The organism is Anabaena sp. WA102 (genome assembly GCF_001277295.1).
Lineage (GTDB): Bacteria > Cyanobacteriota > Cyanobacteriia > Cyanobacteriales > Nostocaceae > Dolichospermum > Dolichospermum heterosporum.
This window is the reverse complement of the sequence record NZ_CP011457.1, coordinates 1-15,813: the sequence shown is the minus strand read 5'-3', so window position 1 is coordinate 15,813 and position 15,813 is coordinate 1. Positions and strand designations below refer to the sequence as shown.

The following is a 15,813-nucleotide window of genomic DNA, read 5'->3' as shown; positions in this document are numbered from 1 at the left end:
TCTATGTTGAAACCGATAGTTTTTTCTATGGCGAAAACTCAAGTTTTCAAGATGGATGGGGTATAATATTTTTTAGAAAAATTTATTCACCATAAATAGATTTTGAATATGTTTCGACGGAATACGCCTTTGGCTTGGTTACAACTCACTAGAGTTAAAACTCGCTTCATTGTTGCTTTAATTGGCATTGCTTTTGCAGATATTCTCATGTTTATGCAGTTGGGATTTCAAGATGGCTTGTATGATTGCAATACAATTTTTCATAGAAATCTGGAAGCCGATATTGTGATGCTGAGTTCTCAAACAATTGGTATTTACTATATGGAAAGTTTTCCTAGACCGTTATTGTACGATACTTTGAACTATGAGGGAGTTGAATCAGTTAATTCGACGTATGTTGATGTTTTAGCATGGAAGAACCCTAATACTGCTCAGTCTTATCCCATATTAACTTATGCTTTTGACCCAAATAAACCTATTTTACATTTACAAGGAGTTGAAGAACATTTAGATCACTTAAAACAACCAGATACAGTTTTATTTGATATTACCTCACGTCCTGAATGGGGTACTAATTTTATGAAAAAGAAGCTAGAAAAAGGTGAATCTGTATATACTGAAGTTAATGATCGCAGAATTAATTTAGCTGGCTTATTTACTATGGGCCCGTCTTTTGCAGCTGATGCTAATTTAATTACTAGTGATTTAAATTTTCTTCGGATTGTTAAAAATCGCTCTCCTCAACAAATAGACGTAGGATTAATTAATGTTAAACTCGGTTATAATATCCAAAAACTTCTTGAAGTTTTAAGAAAAAATTTACCTCAAAAAGATGTGAAAGTTATGACCAAACAAGAATTTGTAGACTTAGAGACTAAATATTGGGCTGAAAGCAGCCCAATTGGGGTAATTTTTGGTTTGGGTGTTATTATGGGGTTTACTGTTGGTGCGGTTATTGTTTATCAAATTTTATATGCAGATGTTGCCGAGCATCTCAGCGAATATGCAACATTAAAAGCAATGGGTTATTCGCATAAATATTTATTGAGTCTTGTTTTTCAAGAAGCTTTAATTTTGGCATTCTTTGGTTATCTCCCTGGATATATTATTAGTTTATTGCTATACGACTTAACTAGAGCAGAATCATTTTTACCGATATTTATGACAGTAAATAGAGGAGTAAACATATTAATATTGACAGTGTTAATGTGCTTTATTTCTGGCGTTATTGCAGTGCGTAAGCTAAAAGATGCAGATCCAGCAGATGTATTTTAATTTTTAAAATTTAGCAAAATCATTATGAATAACAAGCCAATTATTGAGATAGAAAACTTAGAGCATTTTTTTGGACAAGGTGATCTGAATAAACAGATTTTATTTAATATTAATTTTAAAGTTTATCCTGGTGAAATAACTATTATGGAAGGCCCATCTGGCTCTGGAAAAACAACATTATTGACATTAATTGGTGGTCTAAGATCTGTCCAAACTGGAAGTTTGAAAGTTCTTGGTCAAGAGCTTTTGGGATCTAGCGAACAAAAATTGATGCAAACACGTCGCTATATTGGCTATATTTTTCAATCTCATAACTTGCTGAGATTTCTTACAGCAAAACAAAATGTGGAAATGTCACTAGAACTACACGATAACCTAAGCCGTAAGGAAATTCGTGAACGTTCTGTGAAAATGCTAACAGATGTTGGTTTAGGTGAGCGAATTGATTCTTATCCTGAAAATCTTTCAGGAGGACAAAAACAAAGAGTTGCTATTGCACGTGCCTTAGCTTCACAACCTAAGTTAGTTTTAGCTGATGAGCCTACAGCATCTTTAGATAAATATAGCGGTCGTGCTGTTGTCGAACTCATGCAAAAACTAGCCAAACACCAAGGTTGCTCTATTCTTATTGTTACGCATGATAATCGTATTCTTGATATTGCTGACCGCATTATTAAAATGGAAGATGGTCACTTATCTGAAGAGTTAGTAGCATTAATATAAACAAAAACTATGTTTAGGTCTTCGATACGATTTTAATATGGCATAGCTTTGCCTTTTTTAGAAGCAAAAAATTTAGTATGCGCTTTAGCTTGTGTAATCCACCTCCTCATCTTAACGGGTGACAAGGCGGTTGAAGATGAGATGTGGCAATAATTTGAGAAAATACGGGGGTAAAAAAATAGGCGCAAGGAAGCCCTCAAAACAAAAAAATGTTACCACTATCATACCAAACAATTTTCCGAAAGCATTTGAGTGAACAGCAGTATTTGACACCAAAGATATTGTTGTTATTGATACAAGCTCGTCGCCAAGTAAAACTGTCAAAATTGGCCAGCTTGCTTCCCCAACCAATTAAATATGAAAGCAGAAAACGTAATCTACAAAAATTTTTAGGAATAGGTAAACTCTGCATAAAATTATTATGGTTTCCGTTGATAAAATATTGGATTAGACAATCGTTAATACCAAAGCAACTAAATTGAGAACTATGAAACAAGCTGTTTAACCACCTTGTCACCCGTTAAGCCTCCTTATTTAGCAAAATTATGGCGGGAAGTTTCTTTGTGAACTGTTCTTTTAAATATTAATTCTACCCTTAGGTGTTCCTAATGCTTGTTGAATGAAGCAAAGAACTGAAGAAATGTGGATTTCTAAAGGAATATCCTTTTGATAAATGAAGGCATCCTCTCCTGCCCGCTCTAATAGATGCACTACGTAATTAGCAGCAAGCATAGAATTTAAACCAGGAGAAACTTGCCCATTAGCGATCGCTTGATTGAGCAAGTTGTACATCCAATTTTTAAAAGGAGCAAATAAATTTTCTCTTCTATCTACCGTTTCAATCAACGCAGCACCACTGTGAATTAAAGGCATAATATCGCTGTATTGCTCAATGATTGGAAAAATAGCTATTACACTCGCTTCTAAAATAGCGTCTAGTTCGGTTAATCCTTGAGTAACTTGAGTAAGAGAAGCTTGTACTTTCCCAAACATTTCTTCTGTAAGAGTAGTAATCAAGGAAGACTTAGACGGAAAATACAAGTAAAAAGCTGCTTGAGTAACTCCGGCTCGCGCAACAATTTCAGAAATAGATGTGGCTTCGTACCCCTTCTCAGCTAAGACAGTTCGGGCAGCGGCAAGAATTTGTTCTCGGCTATTAGTTTTACGCCCCATGAGTAAGGCTTCCTTCAAGCTATGTGTGGTAATTGGCTGGCATGTACTGGCGGAACCAGCTATCCGCAAGAGTCACAAAATCTTGCAAAAATTCTGGACAAAGTGAAAAATGTCCCCAGTCTAGTTCCACATACTTTTTGGGTCCGGCCAAACGCTCATAACTTTGAATTGTGACTTCGGGCGAAATCATTTTATCCCGCATAGTATTGATAACCAAAAAAGGAATCTGATTGTATTCCATTGACTGTTTTGCAGGAGAGTTGAAGAGGCTAGCCAAAGCATGGACAGTGAGACTTTTTAAAGTATACGGGTCATTAGACCACTTTTTGAAGAAGCCAGTACTAAGATCTCGCTCATCAAGCATATTATGCCAGCGAGCAATTGGACGGTAAGGAATTCGCAGTTTTGGAAATAGTTTCTCCAACAACCCAATGAAAAACTGAATGATCCAAGGTACACCTGGAATACCTGCTAATACATTAAATCTTGAAAGGTATAAAGCTGTTTTGGGGTCACCAAAATCGTAAAGTTGCAGAGTTGCTATAGCTTCTACAGGGGCTCCTTTGGTAATGGCATGATAGGTAATACCACTTCCTAGACTGCCACCGCCCATAAAAATAGGACCAGCATAACGATGCCTTGCCCATTGCGCTACATCTGCAATATTTTGGGCTGCCTCGTCTAAAGTAAAGTCACCTTTGACTTTTTCGATGCTAGTACGCCCTTGTCCCTTTTGGTCAGGAAGCAACACGGTGTAACCTAAGTCGTAGAAAGCTAGGGCTAGGCTCACAAACAAACCAGAATAGCCACCACCACCGTGGTTAAAAATGAATACTGGGGCATTTGGTTCCGAACGTTCGTACACATCTATGTGGAGATTTACTCCTGTGGATTGGATAAAGTGGCTGCACCTGATACGCTCGGCGCGTGCCACGATATCAAAGGGGTAATAGCAATACCAGTAAGGAGATGTTTGATATGTAAATGGAGTATCAAAGATTACAGGCTGTACAGACATAGCTATCTTTATCTCTATTGCTAACTTACTGTTAATTATTAATTTAATAATAACTAACAGTAAGTTAGTTATCAAGGAGATGAAACTAAAATTGACTTATTGGCCCCGATTTCGAGATTTTTCTAGGCTATAATTTGGCAGACTTCCCAATCTGGTAGGTACTTGGTATTTACGTTTTTTGGTCAATACGCTGCACTACTGGGTCAAATGCCATAAATTAGGCTATACCAAAATCAACAAAGCCTTTCCAGGATAGGAGTTCCCTAATCTTAGCAATGGCTATAAGCGTGCCAAATAGGGGTAAAGTTAGGTCGAGGGGGAGTAGTCGGGTAAGGTTCGAGCGTCACCGCTCTTCCCTCCCCTAAAAACCGTGCATAAGACTTTCGCACTTACACGGCTCAAGCCTTACTTCAAGCAAGTTGACTTGGTTTTAGAATGTTCCTGTTTGTGACAAGCATGATGCAAGTGCTGTAGGTTTTCAATGCCGTCTTGTCCACCTTGAGCAACGGGAACTATGTGATGGGTGTTTAATTCCTCTCCATTGAATAAAGGTTCACCACAGATAGGACATTTCCAACTTTGGTTTTGAGCGATTTTATACTTCCAAGAGTTTTTCTCCCAGTAGCTCTTTCCATATTTCTGGTGGTGTTTTTCCCAGTATTCTTGGGGTACAGTCGGGATACCCTCTCAATGGGACATGATGTAAAGAAATATTGCAAAAACTGATTTAGTGATTTACTAACTTGCCCAAAAATGGTGAAAGGATATTCCTTTTTTGGACACTAAAATCAACTCTTCAGGCTATTTAGTCTCCCAAACTTGCCCATAAATGACCCTTTTAGGGAATGTTTTTATTTGAAGTGTCAAGTTCAGATGGAGGCTGAAACAACGGTAAATCAAGAGTTTTTAAAATTAAATTTACAAAACTTTACATCATGTCCCAAATTGCAGGAGGAACTAATAGAATTTCTAATTTGTGTCTAGCTTGTGAGAAATGCAATATCAAAAAAGGTACTCAAGATATTGAGAAGTTTTTAGTAAAAAAGCCTGAGTTGTTGAAGCAAATTTTATCCCAAGCCAAGCGTCCACTAAAAGATGCGTCTGCTGTAAATTCAACGAGATGGGCTTTAATTTAATAAGTTAAAAGAAACTGGATTACCTATAACAACAGGTTCAGGAGGTTTAACTAAGTTTAATAGAACTCGTTTAGGATTGCCTAAAACTCATTGGATTGATGCTGCTTGTGTAGGGAAAGTTGAAACTCTCAAAATACTTACAACAAAAATTTTAACAGTAAAAAGCACGGGGCATAGTTGCAGAAGATTTTGTAGGATCAATAAATTTGGTTTTCCTTGCACCGAGCCTAAAAAAATATGGTTGAGTCATAATGTTATACAACAAGTAATTGTGACATTTGCAAAACCCGGTCATTCCAAGTACCAAGTTAATCAATAATTTTATTTCGTGCTTCTATGTTATTCCAAACTTCTAAACTAAACAACCAGCGTGTTAGGAATCGTGCTAAATTAGCTAACTCAAAAGCATAGTTAAATTCTATATCAGGGGCTATCCATTCAATAAAATACATAGTTTCTCTAATTAAACTTTTGACAACATCATTATTATTAGAATCCAGTAATAAACACTGAATTTGTTTTAAGTGATTGTCTAACTTATTTAACCTGATAGAAACATCATCTTTAATAAATATTGTTTGTAAAGTAATTAAGTTAGTCATCCCAAAACTTCTATAAAACTTTAATTCCTGTAAAATTTGCTCTATTTGTTATGGTGTAGTACGACCATAAATAATTTCTATCAATTAAATCCACTCCTTTACATAACTACTTTTAAATTTATTGATATTTTAAATAAAATATAGGATAATTATAGCAGTTATTACCAGGGAATTCCAATGGACAGAAATCATTACGATAAGTTAAGCGCTGAAGAAAAGTTAGAATTTTTGGAAATTGCTACTGAACATTTGACGATAGATGAAAAAGCTAAGTTGGTAAAGAAATTATTTCCTATCAAAGACGATAATGGTTGCTCTGTAACAATGGGAAATTCTCAAGTCCACGCCAACACTGTCTATCAATTTAATCTCAATAGTAAAGATGAAATCAAAGATATATGGGAGGCGATCGCTGAAACAATCAAAAATAATCCTAACAAGAAAGTTGAATAAAAGAGAATATGCCAAAACCCCAGGAGCAAAATAAATCACGTCATGCCGCAGCCGATGAGGAATGTTGTGATGATGCGTAGATGGATTGTGTTTCGCGCTGATAAACGTCAACCAGGTTGGCAAGACAGAAAATATGCTCACACGGGTTCTTTAACCAAAACTCTAGGTGAACACTATGATTGTTCAGATACACCACTACCCGAAGTTGGTTATCGTCCCCCAGAATTTATTAAAGTTGAGCAGTTTGTTGATGCCGAATATCCAGAAGCCAAAACCCATTTAGAAGCGGCTTGGGCTTCTCTAGCTAAATATTCGTTTGTTGATGCCGAATATCCAGAAGCCAAAACCCATCATCGTTTAAGTGATTGGGAAGTAACCAGTGTTGAAACCTATACTCCTGATATTTCCGGTATGGGATTTGATATGATTGTGATTTGTTATTGTAAGTATGTACCTATTAATGCAGCACTTCAACCAATGTCAGAACGACAGATGCCAGTAAAGCAAACAGTAAATGTTTAAGATTCAGAACTTCCAGGTATTTGCTTGGAAGTTTTTTTTATGGGCAACAACAATAGACAGGGATTTTCTCAGTATTTAAGTTTTTCTCTAAGAATTTCTCAGTAGTTTAGTTGAGGATAATTAATCCCACATCTAAAAATTATTTGCTTTAATCATTTTATATTATTTAATACGCATCAGAAAATTAAGAAATCCTAGTTACTAAATTTACTAGGTTCTTGTTGTAGAATTACCCAAGAAAATTCTTAGAGAAAATTTATTATTTATGAGTTTTCTTAGAGTTTTTACTGAGTGTTATAAACTCCCTGATATTTTGTACATTGTTACCGTTGTGGATCATATTTGCAACTGCGGTAACTATTTTTGTGGCAACTCCCAAAGAGCGGTTTTTCCATTGACCATCAATTTTCTCCTTCCAATTGTATCCCCAACGCCAATGTAGATAATTGTGCTTATCGCGTTCACCTTCTACACGAGGGTAACTAACTATTGAACCATTCTTTAATTTCTTATTTTCAAGATACTGGTACAAACAACCACAGGCATGGGTTATTTCAGTATTTAAGTTTTTCTCTAAGAATTTCTCAGTAGTTAGAGTTTCCTTACCTAATTCCTCCGTATCTAAGTTTTTCTCTAAGAATTTCTCAGTAGTCAGGGTTTCCTTACTTAATTCCTCCGTATCTAAGTTTTTCTCTAAGAATTTCTCAGTAGTTAGAGTTTCCTTACCTAATTCCTCCGTATCTACGTTTTCCTCTAAGAATTTCTCAGTAGTTATTGACCCCGGCGATAGTTGCAAGGTATTGAACTCTATTAACTCCGATGGCGGCAACTCTGGGATCAAGAAGATTTCCTGCTGCCTGTCTTTGCTTTCTAATAGTGCCGTTGCCGGACGGGACTCCCAGGGGTCTAGCCAACTCGGCGGGATATCGTACCATTCGCTGAGGATAACCGGGTTTAGCACTTCGCCTTTGGGCAATAACCCCAGCTTTTTCAACTGTGCTTCTAACTTGGTTTGGCCAGGGGGTCGTGATTGTCCAGTTGAGCTTAATGCACCGGGAGACTCCAACCAAAAGTAATCGTTCTCTAAGGAAGGGGGCGGCAAAGTGTCCTGAACATACACAAATCCATTCCGCATCGTACCCGTAGCTGTTAATGGTTGCGATCGCACCTCTAAAATATGACCCTGATGGTTGTCCTGGGTAGTTGGGGCAGGTAAGTAGTCCGGTAACGTTTTCGATACAGAAGAATTTGGGCTGGATTCTGGCAATAGTTTCCAGCACTGCGGGGAAACAGTCTCGTTCATCCCTTGCTCCCAGTCGTTTACCGTTGATGGAGAAGGGCTGACAGGGTGCTGAAGCTGTAATAACGTCAATTCCTCTGATGTCTTGAACTGGTAAATTCCGCACATCTCCGTAATTGTGGACACCGGGGAATCTTTTGGCAAGAATGTTTGCACAGTAGTCGTCAATTTCACAGACTCCCATGAGTTGCCAACTTGCGCGGAGTCCAGCAATCCCAAAACCTGCACCAACGCCGGAGCATAAATCAAGTTGTCGCATTTTTCCTCTAAGAAAATCAAACTAATTTTGTCACCGACATCAAACCACCCCATTGAAAAGCCTAATTCCACTGCTTGATTGATAACTGATATTTCAGTCTTGAGAGCTTGACTTAGTTCTGTTGTGGAAGCTGCTGTACCATCGCTTAGGAATAATGCTATTGCTCCCAACAATTCCCAATGTTTAATAAGTTGGTTTAGATACCAGAGGGGACTGAGATATCTTTGTTTGATGTAGTCCGTGACGGAAATGGTGCGGTGTTCCCAGTGGATTATATGACCGTCGTAAGAGCATGAACCGTTTTCCCAGGACTGACGGTAATCCCAGGGGGTAGTTAGTACATGAGTTGTCATTTTACTCACTCCCTAAATACGCTGTTGAAGCTGCTTCCCAATCAAAGTTTTCAGCTTCTTTTTTGCGCTGCTGTGCTTCCCGGTTGTCATTGTCTGTGCGGTCAGGGACTCCGGGCATTGCCATTGTTTTAGTTAAGGCGCGGATATCAACTTGACGTTGTACTGTGTTATGCCAGTTCTGACGCTCGATTAAATCCAACTTTTGACAAACCAGTGAAGAAAATCGCATATCAAAATTTTCACTGCCTATATTAGCTCCAAATTTTTGCTCAAAAGCATGGCAGTTTGGGTTTTGGCAGACTGGCCATTTATCTTCTGAACTGTTGTAGTTAGGTATTATTTTTCGAGCTAAGTTGCGATTTATTACTCCGTAGTCTTGGCAACAAAAACAAGTCCATTGAGGGTAAAAAATTTCTTTTTCATCCTGTGACTGAGGTGCTTGTAAAGGCATCCGTTCAAATTGCGGTAAATCACTAAGATTCATAACTCATTTATCCAAATCAAATTATTAGAGTCAGCCCACTTATAAAAGCTGCGACGTTCTTTTTCTTCTGCTTTGTCTTCAAAGTAGAAAGCTACATACCCCATAGTGCGAATTTTGTTTAGCCACTCTTCTCGTTGTGGGTGGTTCTCCCATTTCGTGGCCTGCGTGGTGGAAACTTTACCTTGGGACTTCTCCCATTGCGATCGCAATTCCTCAAAATGCACTTCAATCCATCTTTGGGGCAATGTTGGAACGTTAGGTAATCTATTGGCTTTATCTAAACCAAACTTTTCAAAATCCTCTCTCTCGCTATCTGATAAGTCTGAGAGAAAGTTTTGGTAAGTTTGATTAGTTTGATTAGTCTGAGGAGCGGTGGAATCCTGATTTGGCAAGGGTTCTAACTCTTGATTGGGGCTTAAATTAGCTCCTTCGGGGTTTAAATAATCTTTTTCGGGGCTTAAATTAGCTCCTTCGGGGCTTAAATAATCTTTTTCGGGGCTTAAATAATCTTCTTCGGGGCTTAAATAAGCCGAACGATTATCCTGACTAGGTTTCGGCTTAGATTTAGAGGGAGATTTTAACCTATCGGCCTCAGATCTAGCATTAGCAGCGGTGGTGTTATGACCCTGAATGACTACGGTGCGGTATTCATAAAGCCCTAGACTACGAAGTTTTCTGAAATCCTTTTCAACGGCTTCTACTGAACTACCTATAGCCACAGCGATTTCTGGAATAGAAGGGAGATCATGATATTTGATTTCACCATCGGTCGTATAATCAGCAAACGGGTCAATAAGCATCAAATAAAGCCAAAGACGGCATTGATTACCAGTTAACTTGTTGGTAATGACCAAAGCAGCGTCACGCTTAGAAATCATGAAATAACCTTGCATTCTTGATTCCTCGATAGGTTGTGGATAACGAACAGTGCGAGTTTTAGTTTTCATGGCTAATGCACCCCCAAAGTAATTGAGAGTAAATAACTGGTTATTGCTTCTGGTTGAAAAATTTTGGTGAGTATGGCTATGCCACGTAAGCTATCACTACAGTCAGACTCTAAACGCTTGAAAAGCACTGTTAATAATACTTTCAATGCGGTGGACTGTAGAAAAACATTGGTGAAAAAATCTAGTAAATCCGGTTTTATTGATGCTAAAGTCCAACAATCTCCTAGTTTGGACTGGAGACAGTGGAAAAATTTCTGATTATGAGTCATAATTAGGTTAAGAAATTTTATTTTTTTAAAGTTTGCCTTAGCCATTTCCGTGGTTAAGGTCTTTTTTTACATTTGAACTTCTGTTTACCCCCCTTGCAAAAAAATTACCATTTGCTATATAACAAGAGTATACTATCATCCTGATAAATAACAATGATAGAACCTAAAGAAATATTAATTCAAGCTATCGAACAGGCAATGAGTGAAGGAATGACTAATGCCAAACTCTCTCGTGCATCCGGTGTGAACAATAGTATGATTTCACGGTTGTTAAGTAGAGAAAGAGAAGATATAAGGTCTGGAGATTTCTTTAAGCTGGTTCATTCACTACCTGAACACATCAAATCAGCCACTTTGGGTAAGTTAGGAGTGGTGAGCTTTGACTTAGCAGCAATTGCGGCAAGCTCGCCTCCAGAGGAAAAAGCTAGAGTGTTGGAAGCGATCGCCCATTCTTTAACAGCGCAAAACAAAGAAAAAGCTAAAGCAGTGGCGTAAACTAAGAAACCTGATCCATTTGTTTAGAAATTGACTACCCCCCATTGCAAACTAAAGGTAATTAGATTAAAATTATTGGTGTGTAACTTATGGAAATTCCTAAGTTAGACGCTAGAGCGAAAAGAGTTTGATACTGTTGTGGTACTATTGGCAGTAACTATCTAATTTGCTATAAACTAAATATAATCTTAAAATACCTATAACGCAATATGAATCACAGAGAAATTTTAATTGACGCATTAAACAAAGCGATCACCAGAGGAGAAACGGCAATCAACATATCTAAAATGTCTGGTTTTAGCAGCAGTTCTTTAAGTCGCTTAATGAATGGACTTCAGGAAGATTTATATGCCGGTTACTATTTCAGCATTTTGGATTGTTTAGATGAGGATATTCGCAAAGAAGCACTGACTAAACTGGGGATAAAAACCGAAGTTCACCCCGAAGAAATGGTGAAATATCTGAACGGACGGCAAATAGCGCAATTGATTCCGTTTTTAGACAAAGAGGACAGAGCAGATATCATGCAAGCTTTGGCATTATCACTACGCTCATCTGACCAAAAGGTTTGCGCTTAAAACCGAATATAAACACAATTATCCAGTCCTTTGTCGTAGATAGTGCTAACATTCAGTAATTTGTAGTATTCTTGTATTATTTCCGCATCAAAATACTAGAACCTTAATCTTTAGAAACCGTAAATTTCACATCTGCTAAGACTTGTCAAGAACTAAGTGCAAATACTATCAATAATGTTAAGTCTAAGGATTAACTCGAAAATTTCTATGATGACTAAAGTGCATAATAGTACCAATATTTGCTAATTTAAAACTGTAAACATTGATTAAGCGATAGTGTTGATAGGATATTCCTAGAAGAAAAGGCTAGAATATTCAAGTGTCAACAAATTTATGCAGGTCAACAACAGAAAAGTAGAGAGTGTCAGGGTGACTGAAGATATTTTGAAGCAAATACTTAATCAATGCCATCAATTAGATGACACAGCCATTAGCAATATCATCAAAAATTTAGTTGATAAACTGGAGTATCAGGAAAAATCTACTCTCTTAGAGCAGCTTGCTTCTGATGTGAGTCCAGAGGTCAAAGCAACTTTAGTAAAGCGGTTGTTGGCTGATGGTGGATTACAAGTAACATTTGGACAATCCCACGTAAACGTTACCAATTTCTATAACATTCAGTCTGCTTCTACAGAACAGTTATCAGATATTGTCTTAGCCATTGCCGATATCATCAGAAAGTCTTAGTTTTTACCTATAGTTTCTAACTATAGTCTTTACCAATACCAGTGTGTTACCATCCTGTTTTGTGCCATATTCAATAATTTATTGACTATATTTCTTAGTAAAAATACTGAGTCTTAGTTTTCCTGTATAGATATTTTATATTTTAACTATAGATTTTTTGATATTGTAAGTATATGAATATAATTACGTAAAGTCAACTTTACTTTCAAGGCTGGCTTTACTGCAATAGCATGGCAAAAAGAACCAAGTTTATAAAACTTTTAGAGCGACGAAGTTTAACTCAAGAAAAGTTTGTGGAACTGGTAGAAAATGCCTGGAGTAACATTTCCGGGCGTAAACTTTCACGACAGGCTGTGAGTGCCTGGGTAAATGGTCATGCAGTCCCCAAATTCTCCCCAGCAGAGGTTTTAGCAGTTATCGAAATCCTGGAATGCACATTGACTGAACTTGCACTTGCTTTTCCTCATGAGGATGATTCTTAATCTTGACAATGTAAGGTTACCCTTACATACTTTATATAGATGTAAGCAGGTGCGCTATGAAACTACCAACAACATTTCAGGAACTCGACCTCACCGGATTTGATATTGAAATTAAGCAGTACAATAGTATTACTAAATCAATGGTTGATATCGCTTGTGCCGTGTTGAAAAAGAATCAGGTCGGTATTGTTATCCGTAGCGTACAATCAGCTTTAAAATATATTTACGGTATTGGTGGTAGTTCTGACACGGTTTGCGATTTATTACGTCAGTGGCGGACTGAGAACATGGATCTTAAAAGAAACGAAAAAGGACTGATTTCGGGACTTCTTGAATTTGTTGATGACGGGGTACTTGATGTGTCCGATATTCCAGGGGATTATTTGACTGCTATGAACCAATGGGCGATCGCTGTTTATAAACTCGCTTACCAAAACGCCGATTCCTCTATTTCCGGTGACAAACTCAGATATCTAGTTACCGAGAATGAATTGTTAAAACAACAACTTATAGATTTTCCCAGTTTACAACTTGAGCTTAATTTTCATAAGGCTGAATGTGAACGGCAGCGCAACGAGCTTAAAGAAGCATATATAAATCTTAATAAACAACAATTAGCTGATAGTGAAGAGGTTCGTACTAAGTTGGAGAGTTTGTATCAAGAACGTAATGATTTGATTGTGAAAAATAATGAACTTGGTAAAAAGTTAGCACAATTGCAAACTCACTTAGAAGAAGCTAATACTACTATCAGTAATTTACAATCACAACATAGTTCAACAAATGGCAAAGTTGCTGTAGCAATTAGATAATAAATGGGGGCTTTTCCTAATAATTAATGCTATCGCTTTGAGGGGTTGTTGTTTTGAATCTTTACTATGATTTCCCCAGAAGAATTACAGCAATCTCTCAAGCATTTTACCAGCACTGATAATTATTACCGACATTTGTTAAGTATTCGCCACACCGACGGTATTCAATACTTAGCACAGGAAGCCCAGTGTTATTGGTTAATTGATGTGATTGCCAGTCATCAAACCAAGAAACTATTAGCTGATCAAATGCTCAAGGATTTTCAGTTATGGTTATTTGTTGCGGCTTGCAATCATAAACCCTCCGGCTCGCAAACAAGAAATTTTCTGGCTCAGATTAATTGCAATTAAGATTGTGTTCCGGCTCATATTAATTGCAACTAGACTCAAATTAAATGCAAATGGGCTTGCAATCATAAATCTCGACTCACATTAACTGCAACTGAACTCGTAACAGAAAACTGGCCACAGAATATTCTTTCCGTTGCGAGTCTTAAAAGAGAATTGAGGGTAAAATGGGCATTTCACCTCCCCAGTCCTATCAAATGATCAACTAAAACTCGCAACAGAAATTTTGGATTGACAAAATGCACCTGCTGGAGCGCATTGTCCCTAATTATTGCAGCTAATAACTTCTAGCTTATTTGCAATTAATGTGAGCCGGAGAGTAATGATTGCAAACTGGTTGCAAATAATCTGAGCCTAATTGCAGATAATTTGAGCCGAACCAACATTTCAGTTGCAAATAATGTGAGCCGGAAAATGTCTTGTTGCAAGCCGGAGCATTTATAATTGCGAGCCACAACAGTTATTGGTTGTTGGTGACAGTCATGAATTTATCAAACCCAAACCTCATCATCAAGCGGTTGTAACTTGTTGGGGAGATACACCAGATCCAGAAATTACGCCATATATCAGACAGGATATTGAGTTTACTGATTTTCCCTTACCCGAAATCAAACTTTTTCTTGTTCAGGGTGTGTTGATGTTACCTGGGGAATATTGATGAAAGAAATGGCTTTACCCGCATTTCTCACAAACAATGCGATCGCAATCTATCTAATCCTTATAGAGAAACGGTTTCGGGCATTTTCACCGGGTTAATTCTTGATGCAGTGTGAAAACCTAGAATCCAGATTTTATAAGGGTTTGAGGATTTTGGTGAGAAATCCGGGTTTAGTTGCGGTGCAATTAGCATTTCTTGATAATGGACACCATCAACGAATTAGTGAATGTTCTAAAGACAGATTTTCGGCGGTTCTTGGTTGTTCAGGTAAAAGTTATGATGTGATTTATCATAATTCATTTGTTTATATTACCATCAGATTTTGTTTGCCTAAGAGAAAAGCGGAATCTTTGGCTAAGAAATTGAATCAAGCACTCGACGACTGGCAAAGTAAATAGCATTATGGTGGGGTAACTCCCACTGTTTAACTATAGCATAATTTGTTATTCACAGGATCAAAATAACATAATTTGTTATTGATATCTACATTAAATTTAACATTTGTAACATTATGATTTTTATTGAGAACTAAGTCTAATTAAATATTGATTCTCATAAAAATATTAACGTTTATATCCAGTATTTATCTGGAAAATGTCTGAGGAAAATTAGTTTTAACAACTTAAAATTCCCTGTTAAGTTTCTCATTTTTAGTTAAAATACCCAAAGTTGAAATGACGAGGATTTGCAATGTTTTTAACTGCGAGTAAAGCTGCTTCTCATATCAGAGGCGTTATCAAAGACTATAATTTCTGGGGGCAATCTGAAAGTGATTCTCCTTTGAAAATCAGCACAACTAAGGCTGTTGTAGATAATGAAAAAATCCTGTCTTTGGATAGGTCACTGCGTACCAAAAATGCTGGGGTTGCTCCCACTAAAGAGTTATTGGAAACCAGAACGGTTGTTCAAAAGACCTTAGACGAAGTATTTAAACCCTTGGCTTTAAATGCGATTGAGGCATTGAACGATCAAGGCGAATTACTGGATGCGGGAACTGCAAGTTTGGAAACGTTAGCAGCAGAAGCAGAATCAGTTGAATATTATGTACAACTGTATGCAGCGTTTAAACAAGTCACCAATCCTAAAATCTATTATGTTGATGCTCCTGCTGACCCCAGTGTGGGAATGTTTATTGTGGGAACAGTGGGAACGGAAACTGTTTATGCCAGTGCATTGTTAACTCAGACTTAGACCGCTTTTATGACCTCGGACTACAAGTTAGTTCGGGGTTATTTTTTG

The 15,813-nt window shown here is 37.4% G+C and carries 22 protein-coding genes and 2 pseudogenes; 15 read left to right on the top strand and 9 right to left on the bottom strand.

Going from position 1 to position 15,813, the window contains the following annotated elements:
* The first annotated feature begins 108 nt into the window (after positions 1-108).
* The 3 genes and pseudogenes from devC to AA650_RS27385 all read left to right on the top strand — a co-directional run.
* Positions 109-1,275 (top strand): ABC transporter permease DevC, encoded by a 1,167-nt coding sequence (gene devC, locus AA650_RS25470; RefSeq protein WP_053541433.1) that lies wholly within the window; start codon positions 109-111, stop codon positions 1,273-1,275.
* Positions 1,276-1,299: 24 nt separating this feature from the next.
* Positions 1,300-1,998: a DevA family ABC transporter ATP-binding protein gene (locus AA650_RS25465; RefSeq protein ID WP_053541432.1), complete on the top strand. Its 699-nt coding sequence runs from the start codon at positions 1,300-1,302 to the stop codon at positions 1,996-1,998.
* A 209-nt stretch (positions 1,999-2,207) separates the two neighbouring features.
* A pseudogene (locus tag AA650_RS27385) lies at positions 2,208-2,477 on the top strand (IS4 family transposase); the annotation flags it as partial.
* Positions 2,478-2,574: 97 nt separating this feature from the next.
* Here AA650_RS27385 and AA650_RS25460 read toward each other — a convergent pair.
* The 3 genes from AA650_RS25460 to AA650_RS28965 form a co-directional block, all read right to left on the bottom strand.
* On the bottom strand, positions 2,575-3,171 hold the full coding sequence (locus tag AA650_RS25460) for a TetR/AcrR family transcriptional regulator (RefSeq protein ID WP_053541431.1): 597 nt from the start codon (positions 3,169-3,171) through the stop codon (positions 2,575-2,577).
* A gap of 19 nt (positions 3,172-3,190) precedes the next feature.
* Positions 3,191-4,189 (bottom strand): alpha/beta fold hydrolase, encoded by a 999-nt coding sequence (locus AA650_RS25455; protein WP_081424402.1) that lies wholly within the window; start codon positions 4,187-4,189, stop codon positions 3,191-3,193.
* A gap of 405 nt (positions 4,190-4,594) precedes the next feature.
* Complete coding sequence (locus AA650_RS28965) at positions 4,595-4,753, bottom strand: HNH endonuclease (RefSeq protein WP_442853970.1); 159 nt, start codon at positions 4,751-4,753, stop codon at positions 4,595-4,597.
* 383 nt (positions 4,754-5,136) lie between these two features.
* Here AA650_RS28965 and AA650_RS25450 point away from each other — a divergent pair.
* Positions 5,137-5,566: pseudogene (locus AA650_RS25450) on the top strand (RNA-guided endonuclease IscB); the annotation flags it as partial.
* Between the two features lie 67 nt (positions 5,567-5,633).
* Here AA650_RS25450 and AA650_RS25445 read toward each other — a convergent pair.
* A complete protein-coding gene (locus AA650_RS25445; RefSeq protein ID WP_053541429.1) occupies positions 5,634-5,927 on the bottom strand; it encodes a hypothetical protein in 294 nt (97 codons plus the stop codon).
* Positions 5,928-6,104: 177 nt separating this feature from the next.
* On the opposite strand from AA650_RS25445, the gene AA650_RS25440 reads away from it, so the two are divergent.
* Together AA650_RS25440 and AA650_RS25435 are read left to right on the top strand one after the other, a co-directional pair.
* A complete protein-coding gene (locus AA650_RS25440) occupies positions 6,105-6,380 on the top strand; it encodes a hypothetical protein (protein WP_053541428.1) in 276 nt (91 codons plus the stop codon).
* A 72-nt stretch (positions 6,381-6,452) separates the two neighbouring features.
* Positions 6,453-6,902: a hypothetical protein gene (locus tag AA650_RS25435; protein WP_053541490.1), complete on the top strand. Its 450-nt coding sequence runs from the start codon at positions 6,453-6,455 to the stop codon at positions 6,900-6,902.
* Between the two features lie 259 nt (positions 6,903-7,161).
* Here AA650_RS25435 and AA650_RS29540 read toward each other — a convergent pair whose 3' ends face one another.
* The 5 genes from AA650_RS29540 to AA650_RS25415 all read right to left on the bottom strand — a co-directional run bounded on the left by AA650_RS29540 (position 7,162) and on the right by AA650_RS25415 (position 10,514).
* Complete coding sequence (locus tag AA650_RS29540; protein WP_199924475.1) at positions 7,162-7,698, bottom strand: hypothetical protein; 537 nt, start codon at positions 7,696-7,698, stop codon at positions 7,162-7,164.
* Positions 7,667-8,461, bottom strand: coding sequence for a DNA (cytosine-5-)-methyltransferase (locus AA650_RS29535; RefSeq protein WP_081424401.1), 795 nt, complete (start codon positions 8,459-8,461; stop codon positions 7,667-7,669). The genes AA650_RS29540 and AA650_RS29535 overlap by 32 nt, the downstream gene beginning before the upstream one ends.
* A 354-nt stretch (positions 8,462-8,815) precedes the next feature.
* Positions 8,816-9,298, bottom strand: coding sequence for a hypothetical protein (locus tag AA650_RS25425; RefSeq protein ID WP_053541426.1), 483 nt, complete (start codon positions 9,296-9,298; stop codon positions 8,816-8,818).
* Positions 9,295-10,245, bottom strand: coding sequence for a hypothetical protein (locus AA650_RS28485; RefSeq protein WP_053541425.1), 951 nt, complete (start codon positions 10,243-10,245; stop codon positions 9,295-9,297). Before AA650_RS28485 ends, AA650_RS25425 begins: the two co-directional genes overlap by 4 nt.
* A 2-nt stretch (positions 10,246-10,247) precedes the next feature.
* Entirely contained in the window at positions 10,248-10,514 is a 267-nt protein-coding gene (locus AA650_RS25415; protein ID WP_081424410.1) for a hypothetical protein, read from the bottom strand.
* A 153-nt stretch (positions 10,515-10,667) separates the two neighbouring features.
* Between AA650_RS25415 and AA650_RS25410 the strand changes: the two genes are divergently transcribed.
* From AA650_RS25410 to AA650_RS25370, 9 genes are all read left to right on the top strand, one after another.
* Positions 10,668-11,009, top strand: coding sequence for a hypothetical protein (locus AA650_RS25410; protein ID WP_053541423.1), 342 nt, complete (start codon positions 10,668-10,670; stop codon positions 11,007-11,009).
* Between the two features lie 209 nt (positions 11,010-11,218).
* A complete protein-coding gene (locus tag AA650_RS25405) occupies positions 11,219-11,587 on the top strand; it encodes a hypothetical protein (protein WP_053541422.1) in 369 nt (122 codons plus the stop codon).
* Between the two features lie 333 nt (positions 11,588-11,920).
* On the top strand, positions 11,921-12,274 hold the full coding sequence (locus AA650_RS25400; protein WP_053541421.1) for a hypothetical protein: 354 nt from the start codon (positions 11,921-11,923) through the stop codon (positions 12,272-12,274).
* Between the two features lie 230 nt (positions 12,275-12,504).
* Complete coding sequence (locus AA650_RS25395) at positions 12,505-12,756, top strand: transcriptional regulator (RefSeq protein ID WP_053541420.1); 252 nt, start codon at positions 12,505-12,507, stop codon at positions 12,754-12,756.
* A 56-nt stretch (positions 12,757-12,812) separates the two neighbouring features.
* Positions 12,813-13,568, top strand: a complete 756-nt coding sequence (locus tag AA650_RS28480; RefSeq protein WP_053541419.1) for a hypothetical protein — start codon at positions 12,813-12,815, stop codon at positions 13,566-13,568.
* A gap of 66 nt (positions 13,569-13,634) precedes the next feature.
* Positions 13,635-13,919: a DUF6876 family protein gene (locus AA650_RS25385; RefSeq protein WP_053541418.1), complete on the top strand. Its 285-nt coding sequence runs from the start codon at positions 13,635-13,637 to the stop codon at positions 13,917-13,919.
* A 460-nt stretch (positions 13,920-14,379) separates the two neighbouring features.
* Complete coding sequence (locus AA650_RS25380; RefSeq protein ID WP_053541417.1) at positions 14,380-14,574, top strand: DUF6876 family protein; 195 nt, start codon at positions 14,380-14,382, stop codon at positions 14,572-14,574.
* 152 nt (positions 14,575-14,726) lie between these two features.
* Positions 14,727-14,972 carry a hypothetical protein gene (locus AA650_RS25375; protein WP_190383078.1) on the top strand — a complete coding sequence of 82 codons (246 nt, stop codon included), beginning with the start codon at positions 14,727-14,729 and terminating at the stop codon, positions 14,970-14,972.
* A 292-nt stretch (positions 14,973-15,264) separates the two neighbouring features.
* Positions 15,265-15,765, top strand: coding sequence for a hypothetical protein (locus AA650_RS25370; protein WP_053541415.1), 501 nt, complete (start codon positions 15,265-15,267; stop codon positions 15,763-15,765).
* Positions 15,766-15,813: the final 48 nt, after the last annotated feature.

Excerpts from the sequence above, each read along its gene's own strand:
- devC (WP_053541433.1), top strand. The coding sequence starts at position 109 with ATGTTTCGACGGAATACGCCTTTGGCTTGGTTACAACTCACTAGAGTT.
- AA650_RS25465 (WP_053541432.1), top strand. The coding sequence starts at position 1,300 with ATGAATAACAAGCCAATTATTGAGATAGAAAACTTAGAGCATTTTTTT.
- AA650_RS25460 (WP_053541431.1), bottom strand. The coding sequence starts at position 3,171 with ATGGGGCGTAAAACTAATAGCCGAGAACAAATTCTTGCCGCTGCCCGA.
- AA650_RS25455 (WP_081424402.1), bottom strand. The coding sequence starts at position 4,189 with ATGTCTGTACAGCCTGTAATCTTTGATACTCCATTTACATATCAAACA.
- AA650_RS25445 (WP_053541429.1), bottom strand. The coding sequence starts at position 5,927 with ATGACTAACTTAATTACTTTACAAACAATATTTATTAAAGATGATGTT.
- AA650_RS25440 (WP_053541428.1), top strand. The coding sequence starts at position 6,105 with ATGGACAGAAATCATTACGATAAGTTAAGCGCTGAAGAAAAGTTAGAA.
- AA650_RS25435 (WP_053541490.1), top strand. The coding sequence starts at position 6,453 with ATGCGTAGATGGATTGTGTTTCGCGCTGATAAACGTCAACCAGGTTGG.
- AA650_RS29535 (WP_081424401.1), bottom strand. The coding sequence starts at position 8,461 with ATGCGACAACTTGATTTATGCTCCGGCGTTGGTGCAGGTTTTGGGATT.
- AA650_RS25425 (WP_053541426.1), bottom strand. The coding sequence starts at position 9,298 with ATGAATCTTAGTGATTTACCGCAATTTGAACGGATGCCTTTACAAGCA.
- AA650_RS28485 (WP_053541425.1), bottom strand. The coding sequence starts at position 10,245 with ATGAAAACTAAAACTCGCACTGTTCGTTATCCACAACCTATCGAGGAA.
- AA650_RS25415 (WP_081424410.1), bottom strand. The coding sequence starts at position 10,514 with ATGACTCATAATCAGAAATTTTTCCACTGTCTCCAGTCCAAACTAGGA.
- AA650_RS25410 (WP_053541423.1), top strand. The coding sequence starts at position 10,668 with ATGATAGAACCTAAAGAAATATTAATTCAAGCTATCGAACAGGCAATG.
- AA650_RS25405 (WP_053541422.1), top strand. The coding sequence starts at position 11,219 with ATGAATCACAGAGAAATTTTAATTGACGCATTAAACAAAGCGATCACC.
- AA650_RS25400 (WP_053541421.1), top strand. The coding sequence starts at position 11,921 with ATGCAGGTCAACAACAGAAAAGTAGAGAGTGTCAGGGTGACTGAAGAT.
- AA650_RS25395 (WP_053541420.1), top strand. The coding sequence starts at position 12,505 with ATGGCAAAAAGAACCAAGTTTATAAAACTTTTAGAGCGACGAAGTTTA.
- AA650_RS28480 (WP_053541419.1), top strand. The coding sequence starts at position 12,813 with ATGAAACTACCAACAACATTTCAGGAACTCGACCTCACCGGATTTGAT.
- AA650_RS25385 (WP_053541418.1), top strand. The coding sequence starts at position 13,635 with ATGATTTCCCCAGAAGAATTACAGCAATCTCTCAAGCATTTTACCAGC.
- AA650_RS25370 (WP_053541415.1), top strand. The coding sequence starts at position 15,265 with ATGTTTTTAACTGCGAGTAAAGCTGCTTCTCATATCAGAGGCGTTATC.